Origin of the sequence: Curtobacterium sp. ZW137 (assembly GCF_003762905.1) — a bacterium.
Classification (GTDB): domain Bacteria; phylum Actinomycetota; class Actinomycetes; order Actinomycetales; family Microbacteriaceae; genus Curtobacterium.
In genome coordinates, this window is the sequence record NZ_RJKS01000007.1 from 67003 (window position 1) to 82631 (window position 15629).

The 15629-nt window shown below is 73.1% G+C and carries 15 protein-coding genes; 10 read left to right on the forward strand and 5 right to left on the reverse strand.

Annotated features, from left to right (window positions below; all coding sequences use genetic code 11):
* Positions 1 to 59: 59 nt before the first annotated feature.
* Positions 60 to 806 carry a FadR/GntR family transcriptional regulator gene (locus EDF55_RS18430; protein WP_123656437.1) on the reverse strand — a complete coding sequence of 249 codons (747 nt, stop codon included), beginning with the start codon at positions 804 to 806 and terminating at the stop codon, positions 60 to 62.
* 115 nt (positions 807 to 921) lie between these two features.
* On the opposite strand from EDF55_RS18430, the gene EDF55_RS18435 reads away from it, so the two are divergent.
* The 7 genes from EDF55_RS18435 (at position 922) to EDF55_RS18465 (ending at position 8186) form a co-directional block, all read left to right on the forward strand.
* The gene (locus EDF55_RS18435) at positions 922 to 2304 is read left to right on the forward strand and encodes an MFS transporter (protein WP_123656438.1); all 1383 of its coding nucleotides are present in this window, start codon (positions 922 to 924) and stop codon (positions 2302 to 2304) included.
* Positions 2301 to 4022 (forward strand): dihydroxyacetone kinase family protein, encoded by a 1722-nt coding sequence (locus EDF55_RS18440; RefSeq protein WP_123656439.1) that lies wholly within the window; start codon positions 2301 to 2303, stop codon positions 4020 to 4022. The genes EDF55_RS18435 and EDF55_RS18440 overlap by 4 nt, the downstream gene beginning before the upstream one ends.
* A 29-nt stretch (positions 4023 to 4051) precedes the next feature.
* Positions 4052 to 4534, forward strand: coding sequence for a ribose-5-phosphate isomerase (locus EDF55_RS18445; protein ID WP_123656440.1), 483 nt, complete (start codon positions 4052 to 4054; stop codon positions 4532 to 4534).
* The gene (locus EDF55_RS18450) at positions 4531 to 5322 is read left to right on the forward strand and encodes a triose-phosphate isomerase family protein (protein WP_123656441.1); all 792 of its coding nucleotides are present in this window, start codon (positions 4531 to 4533) and stop codon (positions 5320 to 5322) included. The genes EDF55_RS18445 and EDF55_RS18450 overlap by 4 nt, the downstream gene beginning before the upstream one ends.
* Positions 5319 to 6149, forward strand: coding sequence for a sugar phosphate isomerase/epimerase (locus EDF55_RS18455; protein WP_123656442.1), 831 nt, complete (start codon positions 5319 to 5321; stop codon positions 6147 to 6149). Before EDF55_RS18450 ends, EDF55_RS18455 begins: the two co-directional genes overlap by 4 nt.
* Positions 6146 to 7060 (forward strand): phosphogluconate dehydrogenase C-terminal domain-containing protein, encoded by a 915-nt coding sequence (locus EDF55_RS18460; protein ID WP_123656443.1) that lies wholly within the window; start codon positions 6146 to 6148, stop codon positions 7058 to 7060. The genes EDF55_RS18455 and EDF55_RS18460 overlap by 4 nt, the downstream gene beginning before the upstream one ends.
* A gap of 286 nt (positions 7061 to 7346) precedes the next feature.
* Complete coding sequence (locus EDF55_RS18465; RefSeq protein WP_123656444.1) at positions 7347 to 8186, forward strand: alpha/beta fold hydrolase; 840 nt, start codon at positions 7347 to 7349, stop codon at positions 8184 to 8186.
* Between the two features lie 84 nt (positions 8187 to 8270).
* On the opposite strand, the gene EDF55_RS18470 is transcribed toward EDF55_RS18465, so the two are convergent.
* Positions 8271 to 9263, reverse strand: coding sequence for a LacI family DNA-binding transcriptional regulator (locus tag EDF55_RS18470; protein WP_123656445.1), 993 nt, complete (start codon positions 9261 to 9263; stop codon positions 8271 to 8273).
* A 223-nt stretch (positions 9264 to 9486) separates the two neighbouring features.
* Here EDF55_RS18470 and EDF55_RS18475 point away from each other — a divergent pair, with 223 nt between their 5' ends.
* From EDF55_RS18475 to EDF55_RS18485, 3 genes are read left to right on the forward strand one after another with little or no spacing between them, the layout of a single operon-like run.
* Positions 9487 to 10233: a glutamine amidotransferase gene (locus EDF55_RS18475; RefSeq protein ID WP_123656446.1), complete on the forward strand. Its 747-nt coding sequence runs from the start codon at positions 9487 to 9489 to the stop codon at positions 10231 to 10233.
* Positions 10215 to 10892, forward strand: coding sequence for a TenA family protein (locus EDF55_RS18480; protein WP_123656447.1), 678 nt, complete (start codon positions 10215 to 10217; stop codon positions 10890 to 10892). Before EDF55_RS18475 ends, EDF55_RS18480 begins: the two co-directional genes overlap by 19 nt.
* A complete protein-coding gene (locus EDF55_RS18485) occupies positions 10889 to 12067 on the forward strand; it encodes a M28 family metallopeptidase (protein WP_123656448.1) in 1179 nt (392 codons plus the stop codon). Before EDF55_RS18480 ends, EDF55_RS18485 begins: the two co-directional genes overlap by 4 nt.
* Before the next feature lie 13 nt (positions 12068 to 12080).
* On the opposite strand, the gene atzF is transcribed toward EDF55_RS18485, so the two are convergent.
* The 3 genes from atzF to EDF55_RS18500 are packed head-to-tail and all read right to left on the reverse strand — an operon-like array spanning position 12081 to position 15623.
* Positions 12081 to 13790, reverse strand: coding sequence for an allophanate hydrolase (atzF, locus tag EDF55_RS18490; RefSeq protein ID WP_123656449.1), 1710 nt, complete (start codon positions 13788 to 13790; stop codon positions 12081 to 12083).
* Positions 13787 to 14839, reverse strand: coding sequence for a M20 family metallopeptidase (locus EDF55_RS18495; RefSeq protein ID WP_185017539.1), 1053 nt, complete (start codon positions 14837 to 14839; stop codon positions 13787 to 13789). The genes atzF and EDF55_RS18495 overlap by 4 nt, the downstream gene beginning before the upstream one ends.
* On the reverse strand, positions 14829 to 15623 hold the full coding sequence (locus EDF55_RS18500; protein ID WP_123656451.1) for a DeoR/GlpR family DNA-binding transcription regulator: 795 nt from the start codon (positions 15621 to 15623) through the stop codon (positions 14829 to 14831). The genes EDF55_RS18495 and EDF55_RS18500 overlap by 11 nt, the downstream gene beginning before the upstream one ends.
* Positions 15624 to 15629 lie beyond the last annotated feature (6 nt).

The window sequence follows — 15629 nt, forward strand, 5'->3', positions numbered from 1 at the left end:
GCCTCCGCGCCCCGGCCCAGCGCAGCCTCCCGCCCGGCCCAGCGCAGGTCCGCGCCCCGCTACTCCGCGGGGACGGGGTCCGCGTGCTCGATGCGGGCGCTCGCCGTCGCCATGTGCGCGTCCATCGCCCGCTGGGTCGCCGCGACGTCCCGGGCGCGCATCGCGTCGTAGACCTCCCGGTGCTCCCGGTACGCCGCCTCGGTGGCCTCGCGCGTGGTGACCCGGCGGCCGACCCACACGCTGAGCATCGAGCGGAGGCTCTGCAGCAGGTCGGCGAGGACGTCGTTGTCGCCGGCCCGCGCGAGCAGGATGTGGAAGCGGACGTCGGCCTCGATGAACACCGGCGGGTCGTCGAGGGCCGCGGCCTGCTGGTCGAGCGTCGCGCCGAGTGCGTCGAGTTCCTCGTCGCTGGCACGCTGCACGGCGAGGATCGCGGCGGTCCGCTCCAGCGAGGACCGGATCTCGAGCAGCTCACGGGTGCGGTTCGACGCGAGCATCAGCCCCCAGGACAGCGTCGTCGGCAGCAGGTCGGACGTCCCGCCACGGAGGTACGTGCCCGATCCGGGCCGGATCTGCACGATGCCGAGGATCTCGAGGGCGGCGAGGGCCTCGCGTACCGCCGACCGGCCGACGCCGAGTCGTTCCGCGAGCACGCGCTCCGACGGCAGCCGTGAGCCGGGTGCGAGGTCGCCGGCGGTGAGCAGCGCGACGAGCTGGCGGGCGACCTCGGAGGCGGGGGACCCGGTCGGCACGGACTCGAGTTCGAGCCGGATGTTGAGGGGGTCGTTCTCGCTGAACGCGGGCATGGGGGAAGCGTACCGGTCGGTCAACTGGTCAACCGGTTGACAAATCGCGACGACGCGCTGCACACTGTTCTGGGCACACCGAAGCGCCCGTCACCATCACCGAGCAGGAGTCATCGTGGACATCCCCGCCACGCGAGGCATTCCGACCTCCATCGTCGAGAAGACGACCATCCGGAAGATCGCCATCCGCATCGTGCCCTTCGTGGCGCTGATGTTCTTCATCAACTTCCTCGACCGCACCGCGATCTCCTTCGCGGCGCCGAACGGGATGGAAGCCGACCTCGGCCTGACCGCAGCGCAGTTCGGCTTCGCGTCCGGGGTGTTCTTCATCGGCTACCTCGTGCTCGAGGTGCCCTCGAACCTCGCGCTGCACAAGTTCGGTGCTCGCGTGTGGCTCGCCCGCATCATGATCACGTGGGGCCTCGTCTCGCTGCTCTTCACGTGGGTGCAGAACTACCCGCAGCTCGTCGGGCTGCGCTTCCTGCTCGGCGTCGCGGAGGCCGGGTTCTTCCCCGGCGCGATCCTGTTCCTCTCCACATGGGTCCCGGCACGGCACCGCGGCAAGATGCTCGCGCTGTTCTACCTGGCGCAGCCGCTCACGAGCGTCATCGGCTCCCCGCTCGCCGGCTGGCTGATGACCCACGAGGGACTGCTCGGCGGCCTGGCCGGCTGGCGCTTCATGTTCCTCTGCGTCTCGATCCCGGCGATCATCGTCGGCATCCTCTGCCTCTTCGTGCTCCGCGACAAGCCGTCCCAGGCGAAGTGGCTCGACGAGGACGAGAAACTCTGGCTCGAGTCCGCACTCGCCAAGGAGAACACGGCGAAGGACGACGGCCACGGCAAGGGCGGCCTCCGCGCGGCCTTCGGCAACGGCCGCGTCTGGATGCTCGCGTTCGTCTACTTCGGCTTCATCTACGGCCTCTACGCCCTGAGCTTCTTCCTGCCGACGATCATCGACGGCTTCCAGGAGCAGTTCGGCACCACGTTCGACCTGTTCCAGAAGGGCCTCATCACGGCGATCCCGTACGTGCCGGCGGCCGTCGTCCTCTACTTCTGGTCGCGTGACGCGTTCCGTCGCGGCGTGAAGGTCTGGCACATCGCGCTCCCCGCCCTGGTCGGTGGCCTCAGCATCCCGGTGGCGCTGTTCATGAACTCGCCTGCCGCCACGGTGGCCGTGATCGCGATCACCGCGTGCTCGATCTTCGCGGCGCTGCCGAACTTCTGGACCGTCCCGACGCAGTTCCTCTCCGGGGCCGCAGCGGCCGCCGGTGTCGCACTGATCAACACCGTCGGCAACCTCGGTGGCTTCGCCGCCCCCTACATCACGGGTGCGGTGAGCGAGTGGACCGGTGGCTACCAGGTCCCGATGTTCATCGTCGGGTTCTTCATGGTCCTCTCCAGCGTGCTGATGGTGATCGTCTCCCGCCGGCACCGGCTGGGCGACGCACCGACGACGACCGACGCCGAGCGTGCGGTCACGCAGGAGGCAGGAGCATGACCCGGCTGTTCAACGACCCGGCGGACTTCGCCGACGAGATGGTGGACGGCTTCGTCGCCGCGAACCGGGCACGGGTCCGGAAGGTGCACGGCGGCGTCGCCCGCTCGACCACCAGCCCGGACGGCACGGTCACCCTCGTCGTCGGCGGTGGCTCCGGCCACTACCCGGCGTTCGGCGGGCTGGTCGGCCACGGACTCGCTGCCGGAGCGGCGATGGGCAACCTCTTCGCCAGCCCCAGCGCCCAGCAGGTCACCGCGGTGGCGAAGGCGGCCGAGCACGGCGGGGGCGTCCTCCTCTCCTACGGCAACTACGCCGGTGACGTCCTGAACTTCGACGCGGCGGCCCGCGCCCTGACCGAGGCCGGCATCGACGTCCGCACCGTTCGGGTGACGGACGACATCGCCTCGGCGCCGAGTACCGAGGCGCACAAGCGGCGCGGCATCGCCGGTGACCTCTGCGTCTTCAAGGTCGCCGGGGCCGCGGCCGAACGCGGCGACTCCCTCGACGAGGTCACCGCGATCGCGAGCCGCGCCAACGACCGCACCCGGAGCTTCGGCGTCGCCTTCTCCGGCTGCTCGCTCCCCGGCGCCGACGAGCCGCTCTTCACCGTCCCCGAGGGCCGGATGGCGATCGGCATGGGCATCCACGGCGAGCGCGGCATCGACGAGGCCGACGTCCCCACGGCGTCGGAGCTCGCGACGCTGCTGGTCGGCAAGCTCCTCACCGAGCTGCCGTCCGGTGTCGCGGTCGACGGTGCGCGGGTCGTGCCGATCCTCAACGGCCTCGGTTCGGTGAAGTACGAGGAGCTCTTCGTCGTCTTCGGTGCCGTCCAGCAGCAGCTCACCGCCGCCGGTGCGATCGTCGTCGAGCCCGAGGTCGGCGAACTCGTCACGTCGTTCGACATGGCCGGCGTCTCCCTGACGCTGTTCTGGCTCGACGCCGAGCTCGAGGAACTGTGGGCAGCGCCCGCCGACAGCCCCGCCTTCCGCAAGGGCGGTGCGGTGCCGCAGGAGCGCCTGCCCGAGGCCGTGCTCGCCGCAGGCGTCGAGGTCCCGGTCACCCCCGGCACCCCCGAGTCCCAGGAGTCCGCCCGCGTCGTCGCCGAGGCGATCACCGCGGTCCGCCGCACGATCGACGCGCACGCCGACGAGCTCGGCCGGATCGACGCGGTCGCCGGGGACGGCGACCACGGCATCGGCATGCAGCGTGGGTCCACCGCCGCCGACGCGGCCGCGACCGACGCCGCAGTGCGCGGTGCGGGCGCCGGCAGCGTCCTCGCGATCGCCGGAGACGCCTGGTCCGACAAGGCCGGTGGCACGTCCGGTGCGATCTGGGGAGCCGCCCTGGAGGCCATGGGTCGCGTCATCGGGGACGAGGAACGTCCGGAGCCCGCCACCGTCCAGAGCGCGGTGCACGCCGCGGTCGACGCGGTCCTCGCCTTCGGCGCGGTCGTCGGGGACAAGACCATGGTCGACGCGCTCGTCCCGTTCGACGACGTGCTCGCCGCCCGGATCGCTGCCGGTGACCCCCTCGTGACCGCATGGTCGGAGGCCACCGCCGCTGCGACCGCCGCCGCCGACGCCACCGCCACACTGCTGCCGAAGATGGGCCGCGCGCGGACCCACGGCGAGGACGCGGTCGGCACGCCCGACGCCGGAGCGATCTCGTTCGCCCTCATCACCGCGGCCGTCCTGTCGACGATCTCCGTCCCTGCCTGACCCGCACGCACCACACGAAAGGCACACCCATGAGCACCCAGTTCCGTCTCGTCGTCGGCTCGGACGACGCCGGCTTCGACTACAAGGAGATCATCAAGCGGGACCTCGAGGCGGACCCGCGCGTCGTGTCCGTGGTCGACGTCGGTGTCGACGCGGACGGGCACACCGCCTACCCGCACGTCGCCGTCGACGCGGCCCGCATGGTCGCCGCCGGTGAAGCGGACCGGGCGATCCTGATCTGCGGCACCGGCCTCGGTGTGGCGATCGCGGCGAACAAGGTCCCCGGCATCCGGGCCGTGACCGCGCACGACTCCTTCAGCGTCGAGCGTTCGGTCCTCTCCAACGACGCGCAGGTGCTCTGCATGGGCCAGCGCGTCGTCGGGGTCGAGGTCGCCCGCCGGATGGCCAAGGAGTGGCTCGGCTACGAGTTCGACACCGCGTCCGCCAGCGCCGAGAAGGTCGCTGCCATCTGCTCCTACGACGGCAGCGCCCCGGTCGGGACCGACGCATGAGCCTGGCCACGGCGACGCCCCGGCTGACGATCGGGGTGTCGCTGAAGATGTACTTCGGGCACGCCCGGACGTTGGCGTGGGCATCCGCCGTGGCCGACATCGCCCGGCACCACCCCGCCGTCACCAGCGGTGCGGTCGAGCTGTTCGTGATCCCGACGTTCCCGTCGCTCGTCCCCGTCCGTGCCGCGCTCGAGGGGACTCCGGTGCTCCTCGGCGCCCAGGACCTGGCGTGGGCGGACGAGGGCGCCTTCACCGGTGAGGTCTCCGGCCGCGAGCTCGCCGAGATCGGCGTCGACCTCGTCGAGATCGGGCACGCGGAGCGTCGCGGACTGTTCCACGAGACGGACCAGGACGTCGCCGGGAAGGTGCACGCCGCCTTCCGCAACCACCTGCGACCCCTGATCTGCGTCGGGGAGCCGACCCGCGCCTCCCGGCAGAGCGCGATCGCGGACGTGACCGGCCAGCTCGACCGGTTCGTCTCGACGGCCGTCGCCGACGGCATCGCCGGTCCCGTCATCGTGGCGTACGAGCCGGCCTGGGCGATCGGGGCACCGCAGCCGGCGCCGGACGACCACATCGTCGAGGTCCTCGCGGGCATCGAGGAGCACCTCGCCACCCGGCCCGAGCTCGCCGGCAGCGTCGTGGTCTACGGCGGCAGTGCCGGACCGGGCCTCCTCACCCGCGGGCGGGGCCGCATCGGCGGCCTGTTCCTCGGGCGGTTCGCGCACGACCCCGCCGCGATCCGCACGATCCTCGACGAGGCCCAGGCACTGGCGGTGACGGCATGACCTCCCTCCTCGGCCTCTCCACGTACGCGTACTTCTGGCGGATGTCGGACCGCGTCCCGTCGCCGATGTCCCTCGACGACGCGATGCGCGACGCCGCCGCACAGGGTGTCGACCTCTTCCAGATCTGTGACCACCTGCCGCTCGACACCGCGTCGGACGAGCGTCTGGCGTCGATCCGCGGGCTCGCGGCGTCGCTCGGGCTCACGCTCGAGGTCGGGACCAGGGGCACCGCGCCCGCCCACCTGGCGCGCTGGCTCCACATCGCGCTCGCGCTCGGGGCGACGCTGGTCCGCTCCATGTGGAGCTCCGGCGACGACCTGCCCTCCGCAGCCGAGACCGAACGACGCCTGCGCGAGGCCCTTCCCGCGTACGAGGCGGCCGGCGTGATGCTCGCCCTCGAGACGTACGAGGTCGTGCCCACCGCGGAGCTCGTCACCGTCGTCGCCGCGATCGGCTCACCGTCGCTCGGGATCTGCCTCGACCCGGCGAACACCGTGGCGAACCTCGAGCACCCGTCCGACGTCGTCGAGGCGTGCCTGCCGTACGTCGTGAACTGGCACGTGAAGGACGCCGACTTCACCCGCTCGCCGGGCTGGGTCGGGTTCCAGTACACCGGCGTCCCGATCGGCACCGGCCGCATCGACCACGACGCCGTCCGTGCCGCGATCGCCCCGGAGGTCCGCGGCATCAACCGGGTCATCGAGTTCTGGCTGCCGTGGCAGGACGCCACCGTCGGAGCGACCGGCGACCCCGCACAGACCACCACCCGCACCGAGGCGGCGTGGACGACACAGACCATCGAGTACACCAGGAGCAAGGAATCATGACCGACACCGCCATCAGCCACACCACCGCAGCCGGCTCGGGCACCGCCGACGTCACCGTCGCCGTGATCGGCGCCGGCGGCAAGATGGGCACCCGCGTCTCGAACAACTTCGCCAAGAGCGAGTACACGACGCTCTACAGCGAGGCCTCGCCCGCAGGGCAGGAGCGCATCGAGGGCCTGGGCCGTTCCATCACCGACAGCCTCGAGGCAGCAGCCGCGGCGGACGTCGTGATCCTCGCCGTCCCCGACGTCCTGCTCGGCAGCATCTCCGAGCAGCTCGTCCCGGCCATGAAGGCCGGCGCGACGATCCTGACGCTCGACCCGGCCGCCGCCTACGCCGGGCTGCTCGCGAAGCGCTCGGACATCCACTACGCCGTGGCGCACCCGTGCCACCCGTCGGTGTTCCTCGAGCGCACCACCAAGGAGGAGTGGGACGACACCTTCGGTGGCATCGCCGCCCCGCAGGAGGTCATCGCGGCGTTCGACGCGTCGGAGTCCCTCGGCGACGAGGGTGACCGCGCGAAGGCGATCGCCGAGGCCGTGATCTCGACGATGTACGCGCCCGTCATCCAGGTGCACTGGGTCACCGTGAAGCAGCTCGCCGTGCTCGAGCCGACGCTCGTCGAGACCATCGCCTGCATGATCGGCGACTTCCTCAACGACGCGCTCGAGGAGACCGTGACCGGTGTCGGCGTGCCCCGCGATGCCGCCCGAGCGATGCTCTACGGCCACACCTGGATCGCGCTGACGAACGGTCTCCGCGGCTCGAACCCGTTCTCCGACGCCTGCCACATCGCGATGGGCTACGGCCGCGAGAAGCTCATCAAGGAGGACTGGAAGCAGGTCTTCGACGACAGCGAGCTCGACTCGGTCATCGCCAAGATGCTGAAGATCGACGCCGTCAAGCGCTGACGCGCGCTGCGGCCGCGCGCTGCCGCTGCGCGCTGCCGCGACAGTCCCCGTCCGGATCCCGGGCGGGGACTGTCGCGTTCGCTGTCGCGTTCGTGCTGCTCGCCGTGCGAGCGATGCGACATCGGGTACACGATTGCGCGCCGCTTTGCCTGGGGCGCTGTCGCTTTCCTCGCGCGCGGGGCGCACCTGGCCTCGATCGTGGCCGCGCTGTCCTGAGCCGCACGTCCTGAACGACGTCTCCGGTTGGTGGCAGCGTGCGCATGGGCGCGGCCACTAGGTTCGGTGCATGCACGTGGAGGCCACGACCAGGGGCGCCGGTGTCCCCGTCCTCGTGCTCCACGGCTCCCCGGGCGGGATCGACGCCGCCCGGGTGATGTCCCGCTTCCTGCCGGAGGACACGTTCCGGAGCGTGCTCGTCTCCCGGCCCGGCTACCTCGGCACCCCGCTCGACCCGGCGCACGCGTCGATCGACGACGAGGCCGACCTGCTCGCCGGTGTGCTCGACGGCCTCGGCATCGACCGGGTCGGGGTCCTCGCGTGGTCCGGTGGGGGACCGGCCGCCTACCGGCTCGCGGCGCGCCACCCGGACCGGGTGCACGCGGTCGTCGGGGCCTCGGCGGTCAGCGGTGCATGGGCCCCGGCGCGACCGCACCCGGCGGAGTACGTCGTGTCGCACACCGCCGTCGGCGCCCGGGTGTCCGGGTGGCTCGCCGCGCACGCCCCGCGGGCGACCGTGCTCGGCGCGATGTCCGGCGTGAGCTCGCTCCGCGGTCGAGCGCTGCGGGACCACGTGTCGGACGTCCTCGCGGACCCGGATCAGCGCGCCTTCATGCTCGACGTCGCCGCGACCGGGAACACCTCGGGCCGGCACCGCACCGGGTGGTCGAACGACGTCCGGACCCTCGGGGCGATCACGTCGCTCGGACTCGAGGAGGTCCGTGTGCCGGTGCTCCTCGTCCACGGCGACGCGGACACCGAGGTCCTCCCCGTCCACAGCACCCGGGCGGCGTCGGAGCTGCCGGACGCCGAGCTCGTCATGCTCCCCGGCGGCACGCACTTCGCCTTCTGGGACCACCGCGACGCCGCAGCCGTGCAGGCCCGCGCGCGGGCGCACCTCACCCCGTGACCCGAGCGCCTCCCACCGAGCGCGTCCCAGCGAGCCTGCCCGCCGCCCGCAACGCGCCGAACGCGCCCAGCGGAGGCACCTGCCTCACGCGGAAGCGCGCACCACGAGCTCCGGCGGCAGCATGACCCGCTCGCCGGGCGTCCGCTCGGCACCGGACCGGTCGAGCAGCCGGAGCACCTCGGCCGCCATCCGCGCGACGGGCTGCCGCACGGTCGTCAAGGGCGGCGCGACGTACGGTGCGAACGCCAGGTCGTCGAGTCCCGTCACCGCGACGTCGTCCGGCACCCGGATCCCGGCGGCACCGAGCGCGTGCACCACACCGATCGCGATGAGGTCGTCCGCGCACACGACTCCCGACGGCAGCGTCGGCAGGTCGAGCAGTACCCGTCCGGCCGCGATGCCGTCCTCGATCGAGAACCCGCACGGCACCACCCACGCCGGGTCCGTGCGGATGCCGTGCCGGGCGCAGGCGGCGTCGAATCCGGCCTGCCGCTCGCGGACCGACGAGTTCGACCGTGCCGCGGTCACGAAGGCCGCGGACGTGACGCCGCGCGCGGCGAGCCGTCCGACCACCAGGTCCATCGCTGCCCGGTCGTCGATCCCGACCCAGTCGGCCACCGGTTCCGGAACGTGCCGGTCGAGCTGTACGAGGGGCACGGCGGCAGCAGCGGCGACGACGGCCGTGGTGCTCTGCTCGTCGGCGCAGGGGCTCACGACGATGCCGTCCACCCCTCGGGTGACCAGGGAGCGGAGGTGCGCGGCCTCGACCCCGGGGTCGTCCCGGGCGTCGCACAGGTAGAGCACCCGGTCGCTCGTCTGGAGCGCCTGCTCGACAGCGTCCACGAGCGCGGTGAAGAACGGGTTCGTGATGCTCGGCACGACCATCCCGACCGCGTCGGTGCGCTGCCGGCGGAGTGCCCGCGCCACGCTGTTGCCCGCGTACCCGAGCTCGTCGGCCGCCCGTGTGACCGCGGCGGCGACGGCGGGGGAGACCGCGCGTGAGCGCGCCAGCACCCGGGAGGCCGTCGTGATCGAGACGCCCGCGCGGGAGGCGACGTCGGCGAGGGTGACGGCCATGCGACCTCCTGAGGACGATCTGGGCAACGATTGCCGAGCCTCCCGGCCCGGCGTAACGCAACCGTAACCCATGGCGAGCCGATGCTGGGTACCGTGATCGGGCAATCGATTGCCAAGCAGGGTGGCGACGAACCAGCTCCACCCCACCAGGCAGACAGCTCCAACCCAGACAGCTCCAACCCAGACAGCACCAACCCAGACAGCACCGACCCAGAGGACGACCATGGCCCGCATCCTGATCGCCGGCGAGAGCTGGATCACCACCACCACCCACGCCAAGGGCGTCGACGAGTTCACCGTGCACTCGTACGCCGAGGGCGTCACCCAGCTGCGGACCGCCCTCACCGCGACCGGTCACGACGTCGTGCACCTGCCCGGCCACCTCGTCCCCACCGACTTCCCGGAGACGGCCGAGGCCCTCGGTGAGTACGACGTCATCGTGCTCTCGGACATCGGCGCGAACTCGCTGCAGCTCGCACCCGGCGTCTTCGAGCGGTCGATCCCGGGCGCCGACCGCGTCGCGACCCTGGCCGACTGGGTGACGGCCGGCGGCGCGCTGCTGATGATCGGCGGCTACCTCTCGTTCTCCGGCTGGCAGGCTCGCGGTGCCTACGCGGGCACCCGGATCGCGGAGGTCCTCCCCGTCGACATCGCCCCGTACGACGACCGCGTCGAGCTGCCCGCCGGCGGCGTCGCCGCCGTCGTGGACGCCCACCCCGTGATCGACGGCGTGGACGGCGCCTGGCCCGCGCTCCTCGGGTACAACCGCACCGTCGCGAAGCCCGACGCCGTCGTCCCCGTCCTGATCGACGGCGACCCGCTCGTCGCCGTGCGCACCGAGGGCTCCGGGCGCACCGCCGTCTTCACGAGCGACTGCTCGCCGCACTGGGCACCGCCCGCGTTCTGCGAGGACTGGGCCGGCTACCCGGCACTCTTCGACGGGCTCGTCCGGTGGCTGACGGCACGGTGACGACGCCCTCGCGCCGCAGCGTCCGCGTCCTCGCCGCGTCGGCCGACGCGCTCCGGGCGTCGGCCGACGTCCGCTTCGTCCGCGAGGCCACCGACGGATCCATCGACGACGACGCCTTCGCCGCGTACCTCGCCATCGAGGAGCGCTTCGTCCGCACCGCCACCAGGGTCACCGGGTACCTCGCGTGGGCGTCCGACGACTGGCCCGCCGTCGCCGGTCACGCCCGCGCCGTGGCCGGGCTGGTCGGCCAGCAGCTCGGGTGGTTCCGCACGGTCCGGTCGCGATGGCCGGGAGGCCCGGGTCGCCTCGCCGACGCCGTCGCGCGTTCCGAGGTGCTCGCCTCGCAGGTCCTCGGTCTCACCAGCACGCACGGTGCGCCCGGCGCCGTGACCGCGATGTTCGCCGCGGAGACGCTGTACTCCGAGTGGTGTCGCCGTGCTGCGGCCGCACCGGTCGAACGGTTCACGGACCTCCGGGCCTGGATCGACATGCACGCCGCACCGCCCTTCACCGCCGGCGTCGAGGAGCTCGCGACGGCCGTCGACGCGATCCCGGACACCATCGACGACGACACCGTCACGCGCTGGTTCCGCGACACCCTCGCCGCCGAGGACGCCTTCCACGACGCCGCCTACCCCGCACTGGAGACCACCGGATGACCACCCCCGCCCGCGCGCTGGCGCTCCTCGAGGAACTCGTGTCCCACGGTCCCCGGTTCCACGGCACACCCCAGATGGCAGCCGCGGTCGACTGGGTCGCGTCCTCCGTCCGCGGGCTCGGACTCGCGGTGCGCCGCGAGACGGTGGCGCTGCCCGGGTGGGACCCCGGCACGGTGCGGAGCGTCCGGGTGACGTCGCCGGTCACCCGCGACCTGCCCGCCTGGCCGATGCTCTGGAGCGCCGGGACGTCCGGCGAGGTCACCGGCACGCTCGAGGTCCTCGGCCCCGAGGGCATCTGGGGCGACTCCATCGTCTGGCAGCGCTTCGGCGTGCGGGACGACGCCGGACGGATCGTCGTCGTCGTCCACGCCCGGGACGGCGGGCCCGCCGCACCGCAGCCGCTCCCGAGCGGGTCGGCGCCGGACGTCGCGCACCTGGCGATCGGGCACCTCGACGGGCTGCAGCTCGCCGAGTGGATCGCGGACCGGGGGCCTGGCGGCGTCACGGTGTCGGTCGACCTCGACTCCGGGCCGCGCGACCGGTCCGCGTCCGACAACCTCGTCGTCGACATCCCGGGAACGGACCCGTCCGCGGGGACCGTCGTGGTCTGCGGACACCTGGACAGCTTCTACAACACGCTCGGCGCGTACGACAACGGCAGCGGCTCGATCGCACTGCTGGCGCTCGCGGAGCTCTGGGCAGCCGCGCCGCCGGCCCGGTCGATCCGGATCGTGTGGTTCACCGCCGAGGAGTGGCACCTGCTGGGCTCCAGACACCACGTCGCCGGACTCTCGGAGGGCGACCGCGCGGCGATCGACTTCGTGCTGAACCTGGACGGGCTCGGGCGGGGCGACCACCTCGAGACGTTCGTCGGGCCGGAGTCGTTCGGCTTCGACGTCCGCGACGCGATCGCGGCACACGCGGCGGCGACCGGGCGGACCCTCAGCACGGTGGACCGCTTCCCGCCGACCCGTGGCACCGACGACGCGTCCTTCCACGCGGCGGGGATCCCCTCCGTGTTCCTGACGTTCAACGACCTGCACCGGCTGCACCAGCCGACGGACACCCCGAACGCGGGGATCGCGGCGAACATCGCATGGACGGTGCCGCTCGCCCGTTCCCTCGCCGAGACGCTCCCGCGGCCCGCGCGGGTCCCGGCCCCCGACCTGCTCTGACGCCCGGGGGTCCCTACGCCAGCAGCCAGTCGCCGGCGGCGGTGACGTCCTCGGCGCCGTCGAGCGCGCGGGGCTCGCAGAGGAACCCGAGCACGTCCGAGCCGTCATCGAGCTCCACACGACCGATCGTCATCGGCGCCGCGAGGCCGGCGACGAAGGTCGCGAAGCCGGCGCGGGGGAGCGCCCAGCGTTCGCCGACGAGCGACGCGCCGCCGGACGCCACCCGCCACACCCCGGGCTTCGGCGGCGTCGTGGCGAGCCGGGCCATCCGGTACTCGGGCGACGTCGTCACGGTGCCGAGCAGCCGAGCGCCGGCCCGGACGAGCTCGTGGTGCAGCGGCTGCCCGGTGCGGTGCGCGCCGAACACGACGAGGTCGACGCTCGGCGCTCCCCACAGCGCGTCGGGCGCCCCCGCGGACGCCGCCAGTCCGAGCCCCACCGCCAGGTCCGCCAGTGCGTGGTCGCCGAACGCCGGCCCGACCAGGCTCACACCGACGGGTTCCGCCGCGGTGGACCCGACCGCCGGCACGGCCAGCGCACTGAGGTCGAGCAGGTTCACGAAGTTCGTGTACGTCCCCACCCACGCGTTCACCCCGACCGGGTCGTCGGCGAGTTCCGCCAGTGTCGGGTGCCCCGGCGCGGTGGGGAGCAGCAGCGCGTCGACGGACTCCCAGAGCGCGTCGGTCGTGGCCCGCGCAGCGACGAGTGCCTGCTGGTCGCGGACCAGGTCGACCGCGGTGAAGTCCATCGCGGGGAGCACGATGCGTGCGACGGTCGGGTCCGCTGCTCCGCCGAGTGCGGCCAGTGCCTGGCCGAACGCCTGTGCCCGCTCGGCCAGGAGCGCGCCGCCGTAGAGCAGTGCGGCGACGTCGACGAGGGGCGACACGTCGAGCTCGACGACGGTGGCCCCGGCGGTGCGAGCGGCGGCGACGGTGGCGTCGTACGCGGCACGCCAGGACGGCGACATCGGCGTGAGGTCCGCAGACCGTGCGATGCCGATCCGCCGACCGGTGGCCCGGAACGGCGCCGAGGAGGGCCAGGGACGCGGTGTCCCGGCGGCGGTCATCACCTCGGTCGCGGCGGCGGCGGTCGCGAGGTCCCGTGCGAACACCGACACGGTGTCGTACGACGGCGACGCCGGGACCACGCCCTCGGCGGACAGCAGCCCGAGCGTCGGTTTGATCCCGACGACGTGGTTGAACGCCGCCGGCACACGACCGGACCCGGCGGTGTCGGTGCCGAGCGCCACGTCGACGATGCCGTGCGCGACGGCGAGGCCGGACCCGGCGCTCGACCCGCCCGACACCCGGGTGGCGTCGCCGGCTGCGTGCGGGGTGCCGTACGGCGACCGCGCGCCGACGAGTCCGGTGGCGAACTGGTCCAGGTTCGTCTTGCCGACGACGACCGCCCCGGCTGCCTCGAGCCGCGCGACGGCCGGCGCGCTGCCGTCCGGCGTCCGGAGCACCGACGGCGACCCGGCGGTCGTCGGCAGCCCGGCGACGTCGATGTTGTCCTTCACGGCCACGGTCCAGCCCGCGAGCGGCAGGTGCGCCCCGGCCGCGACCCGCTCGTCCACCGCGGCGGCGAGCTCGCGGAGCACCGACGCCGGTCGAAGGGTGATCCAGATCTCGGGCTGGCCGAGCTCCTCGATGCGGACGAGTGCGCGCTCGACGGCGTCCGCGGCGCTCGCCGAGGTCGGGACGGTGGTGGTCGTGGTGCTCATCGGGTTCCCCATCGGGTGATCAGGTCGGTGTACTGCGCGACGGCATCGTGCAGGGCGTGGATCGCGACGGACTCGTCGCGGCGGTGTGCCAGGTCGGTCTCGCCGGGCCCGAGGAGCACCACGCGGTCGCACCCGAGCGCTCCGACCAGGACCGCGGCGTCGGTGAAGTACCCGACGATGCGGTCGTCGGGCTCGATGCCGAGGGCGTGCACCACGGGGTCGGTGGCGTCGAGCAGCACCGCGGGCAGGTCGAGCACGGGCTCGACGGTGGCCAGGTCCGGCTGCGCCCGCCACCACGCGGCGGGGTCCGCCCCGGGTGTCGTCGTGCGGAGGTCGATCTCGGCCCACGCACGGTCCGGCACGACGTTGACGGCGGTGCCGCCGCCGATCGTCCCGACGTTGAGGGTGTCCCACCCGGAGCCGGACCGCGCTGCGCGGTCGAGCACGTCCGCCAGCCCGGTGATCGCGTTCCGCCCCAGGTGCGGCGCGCTGCCGTGGGCGGCGACACCCGCCGTGGCGATGCGGAGCCAGGTGACCCCGCGGTGTCCACGCACCACGCGGCCGTCGGTGGGTTCCGCGACGACCAGGAGGCCGGCCTCCCGTCCGTCGAGCAGGGTCGCCGCCTCCGCGGCGCCGCGACTCCCCGTCTCCTCCTCGACCGTGAACAGTGCGGCCACGGCGGCGTCGTCGGGTGCGGCGTCGAGCGCCGCGACGATCGCGGCGACGCCACCCTTCATGTCGGTGGTGCCACGGCCCCACACCCGGCCGTCGACGACGTCGGCACCGAACGGCGAGTGGGTCCACGTGGCGGCGTCCCCGGTCGGGACCACGTCGACGTGGCCGGTGAAGACGAGCAGTTGACCGGTGCGTGTGCGGGGGACGGCGGCGACGGCACGGAGGGCACCGTCGGCGCCGGAGCTGGTGCGCACCTCGTACCGGTCGCCGAGGAGCGACACGAGGTGTGCGAGCACCTCGGACTCCCCGGGGGTCCCGGAGACGGAGGGGATGCGGACCAGCTGGCGGGTGAGTTCGACGACGTCAGTCGCCACGGTGCGTCTCCAGCGCACGGATCACCTGGATGCCACGGGACTCCAGCGCGTCGGCGGTGTCGTTCGGGCCGACGGCGTCGGTGACGACCGTGGTGACGCCGTCGAGCGTGGCGACGGGCGCGAAGGAGACCTGCCCGAGGTGCCGGCCCTCGCAGAGGACGACGACCTGGTCGGCGCTGCCGATCATGGCCGCCTTCAGCCGTGCGTCGGTCTCGTTGAAGTCGCTGACCAGGTCGCTCTCGGCGCTGATGCCGGCGACGCTCACCACGGCGACGTCCCATCGGTGCGCGCGGAAGAACTGCTCGGTGACGGAGCCGTGCAGGCTCAGCTCGCCGGCCTTCAGCTCGCCGCCCGGCACCAGGAGGTGGATGTCCTCCTCTTGTCCGAGGGCCTCCATCACCTGCACGCTCGTCGGGGCGACGAGCGCCTGCAGGTGCCGACCGCGCATCTCCATCGCGACGTGGTACGCCTTCGTGCCGAAGTCCAGGGCCACGTTCGCCTTGCGGGGGATCAGGTCGACGACCGCGCGGGCCATCGCCTGCTTCTCGGGGACGTTGGTGCGCACCCGCAGGCTGAACGGCGGCTCGAAGCTGCGACCGGCCGCGAGCACCGCGCCGCCGTACACCCGGCGGGCGATGCCCTGGGTGTCGAGGTGGTCGATGTCCCGGCGGATCGTCAGCTCGGTGACGCCGAGTTCGCCGGCCAGGGTCGCGGTCTCGACCTTGCCGCCCTGCTCGAGGAGGTCGACGATGCGCAGCAGCCGCTGGTCGCGCTTGTCACCCACGTCGTC

Excerpts from the sequence above, each read along its gene's own strand:
- EDF55_RS18430 (WP_123656437.1), bottom strand. The coding sequence starts at position 806 with ATGCCCGCGTTCAGCGAGAACGACCCCCTCAACATCCGGCTCGAACTC.
- EDF55_RS18455 (WP_123656442.1), top strand. The coding sequence starts at position 5,319 with ATGACCTCCCTCCTCGGCCTCTCCACGTACGCGTACTTCTGGCGGATG.
- atzF (WP_123656449.1), bottom strand. The coding sequence starts at position 13,790 with ATGAGCACCACGACCACCACCGTCCCGACCTCGGCGAGCGCCGCGGAC.
- EDF55_RS18440 (WP_123656439.1), top strand. The coding sequence starts at position 2,301 with ATGACCCGGCTGTTCAACGACCCGGCGGACTTCGCCGACGAGATGGTG.
- EDF55_RS18470 (WP_123656445.1), bottom strand. The coding sequence starts at position 9,263 with ATGGCCGTCACCCTCGCCGACGTCGCCTCCCGCGCGGGCGTCTCGATC.
- EDF55_RS18445 (WP_123656440.1), top strand. The coding sequence starts at position 4,052 with ATGAGCACCCAGTTCCGTCTCGTCGTCGGCTCGGACGACGCCGGCTTC.
- EDF55_RS18460 (WP_123656443.1), top strand. The coding sequence starts at position 6,146 with ATGACCGACACCGCCATCAGCCACACCACCGCAGCCGGCTCGGGCACC.
- EDF55_RS18475 (WP_123656446.1), top strand. The coding sequence starts at position 9,487 with ATGGCCCGCATCCTGATCGCCGGCGAGAGCTGGATCACCACCACCACC.
- EDF55_RS18485 (WP_123656448.1), top strand. The coding sequence starts at position 10,889 with ATGACCACCCCCGCCCGCGCGCTGGCGCTCCTCGAGGAACTCGTGTCC.
- EDF55_RS18465 (WP_123656444.1), top strand. The coding sequence starts at position 7,347 with ATGCACGTGGAGGCCACGACCAGGGGCGCCGGTGTCCCCGTCCTCGTG.
- EDF55_RS18450 (WP_123656441.1), top strand. The coding sequence starts at position 4,531 with ATGAGCCTGGCCACGGCGACGCCCCGGCTGACGATCGGGGTGTCGCTG.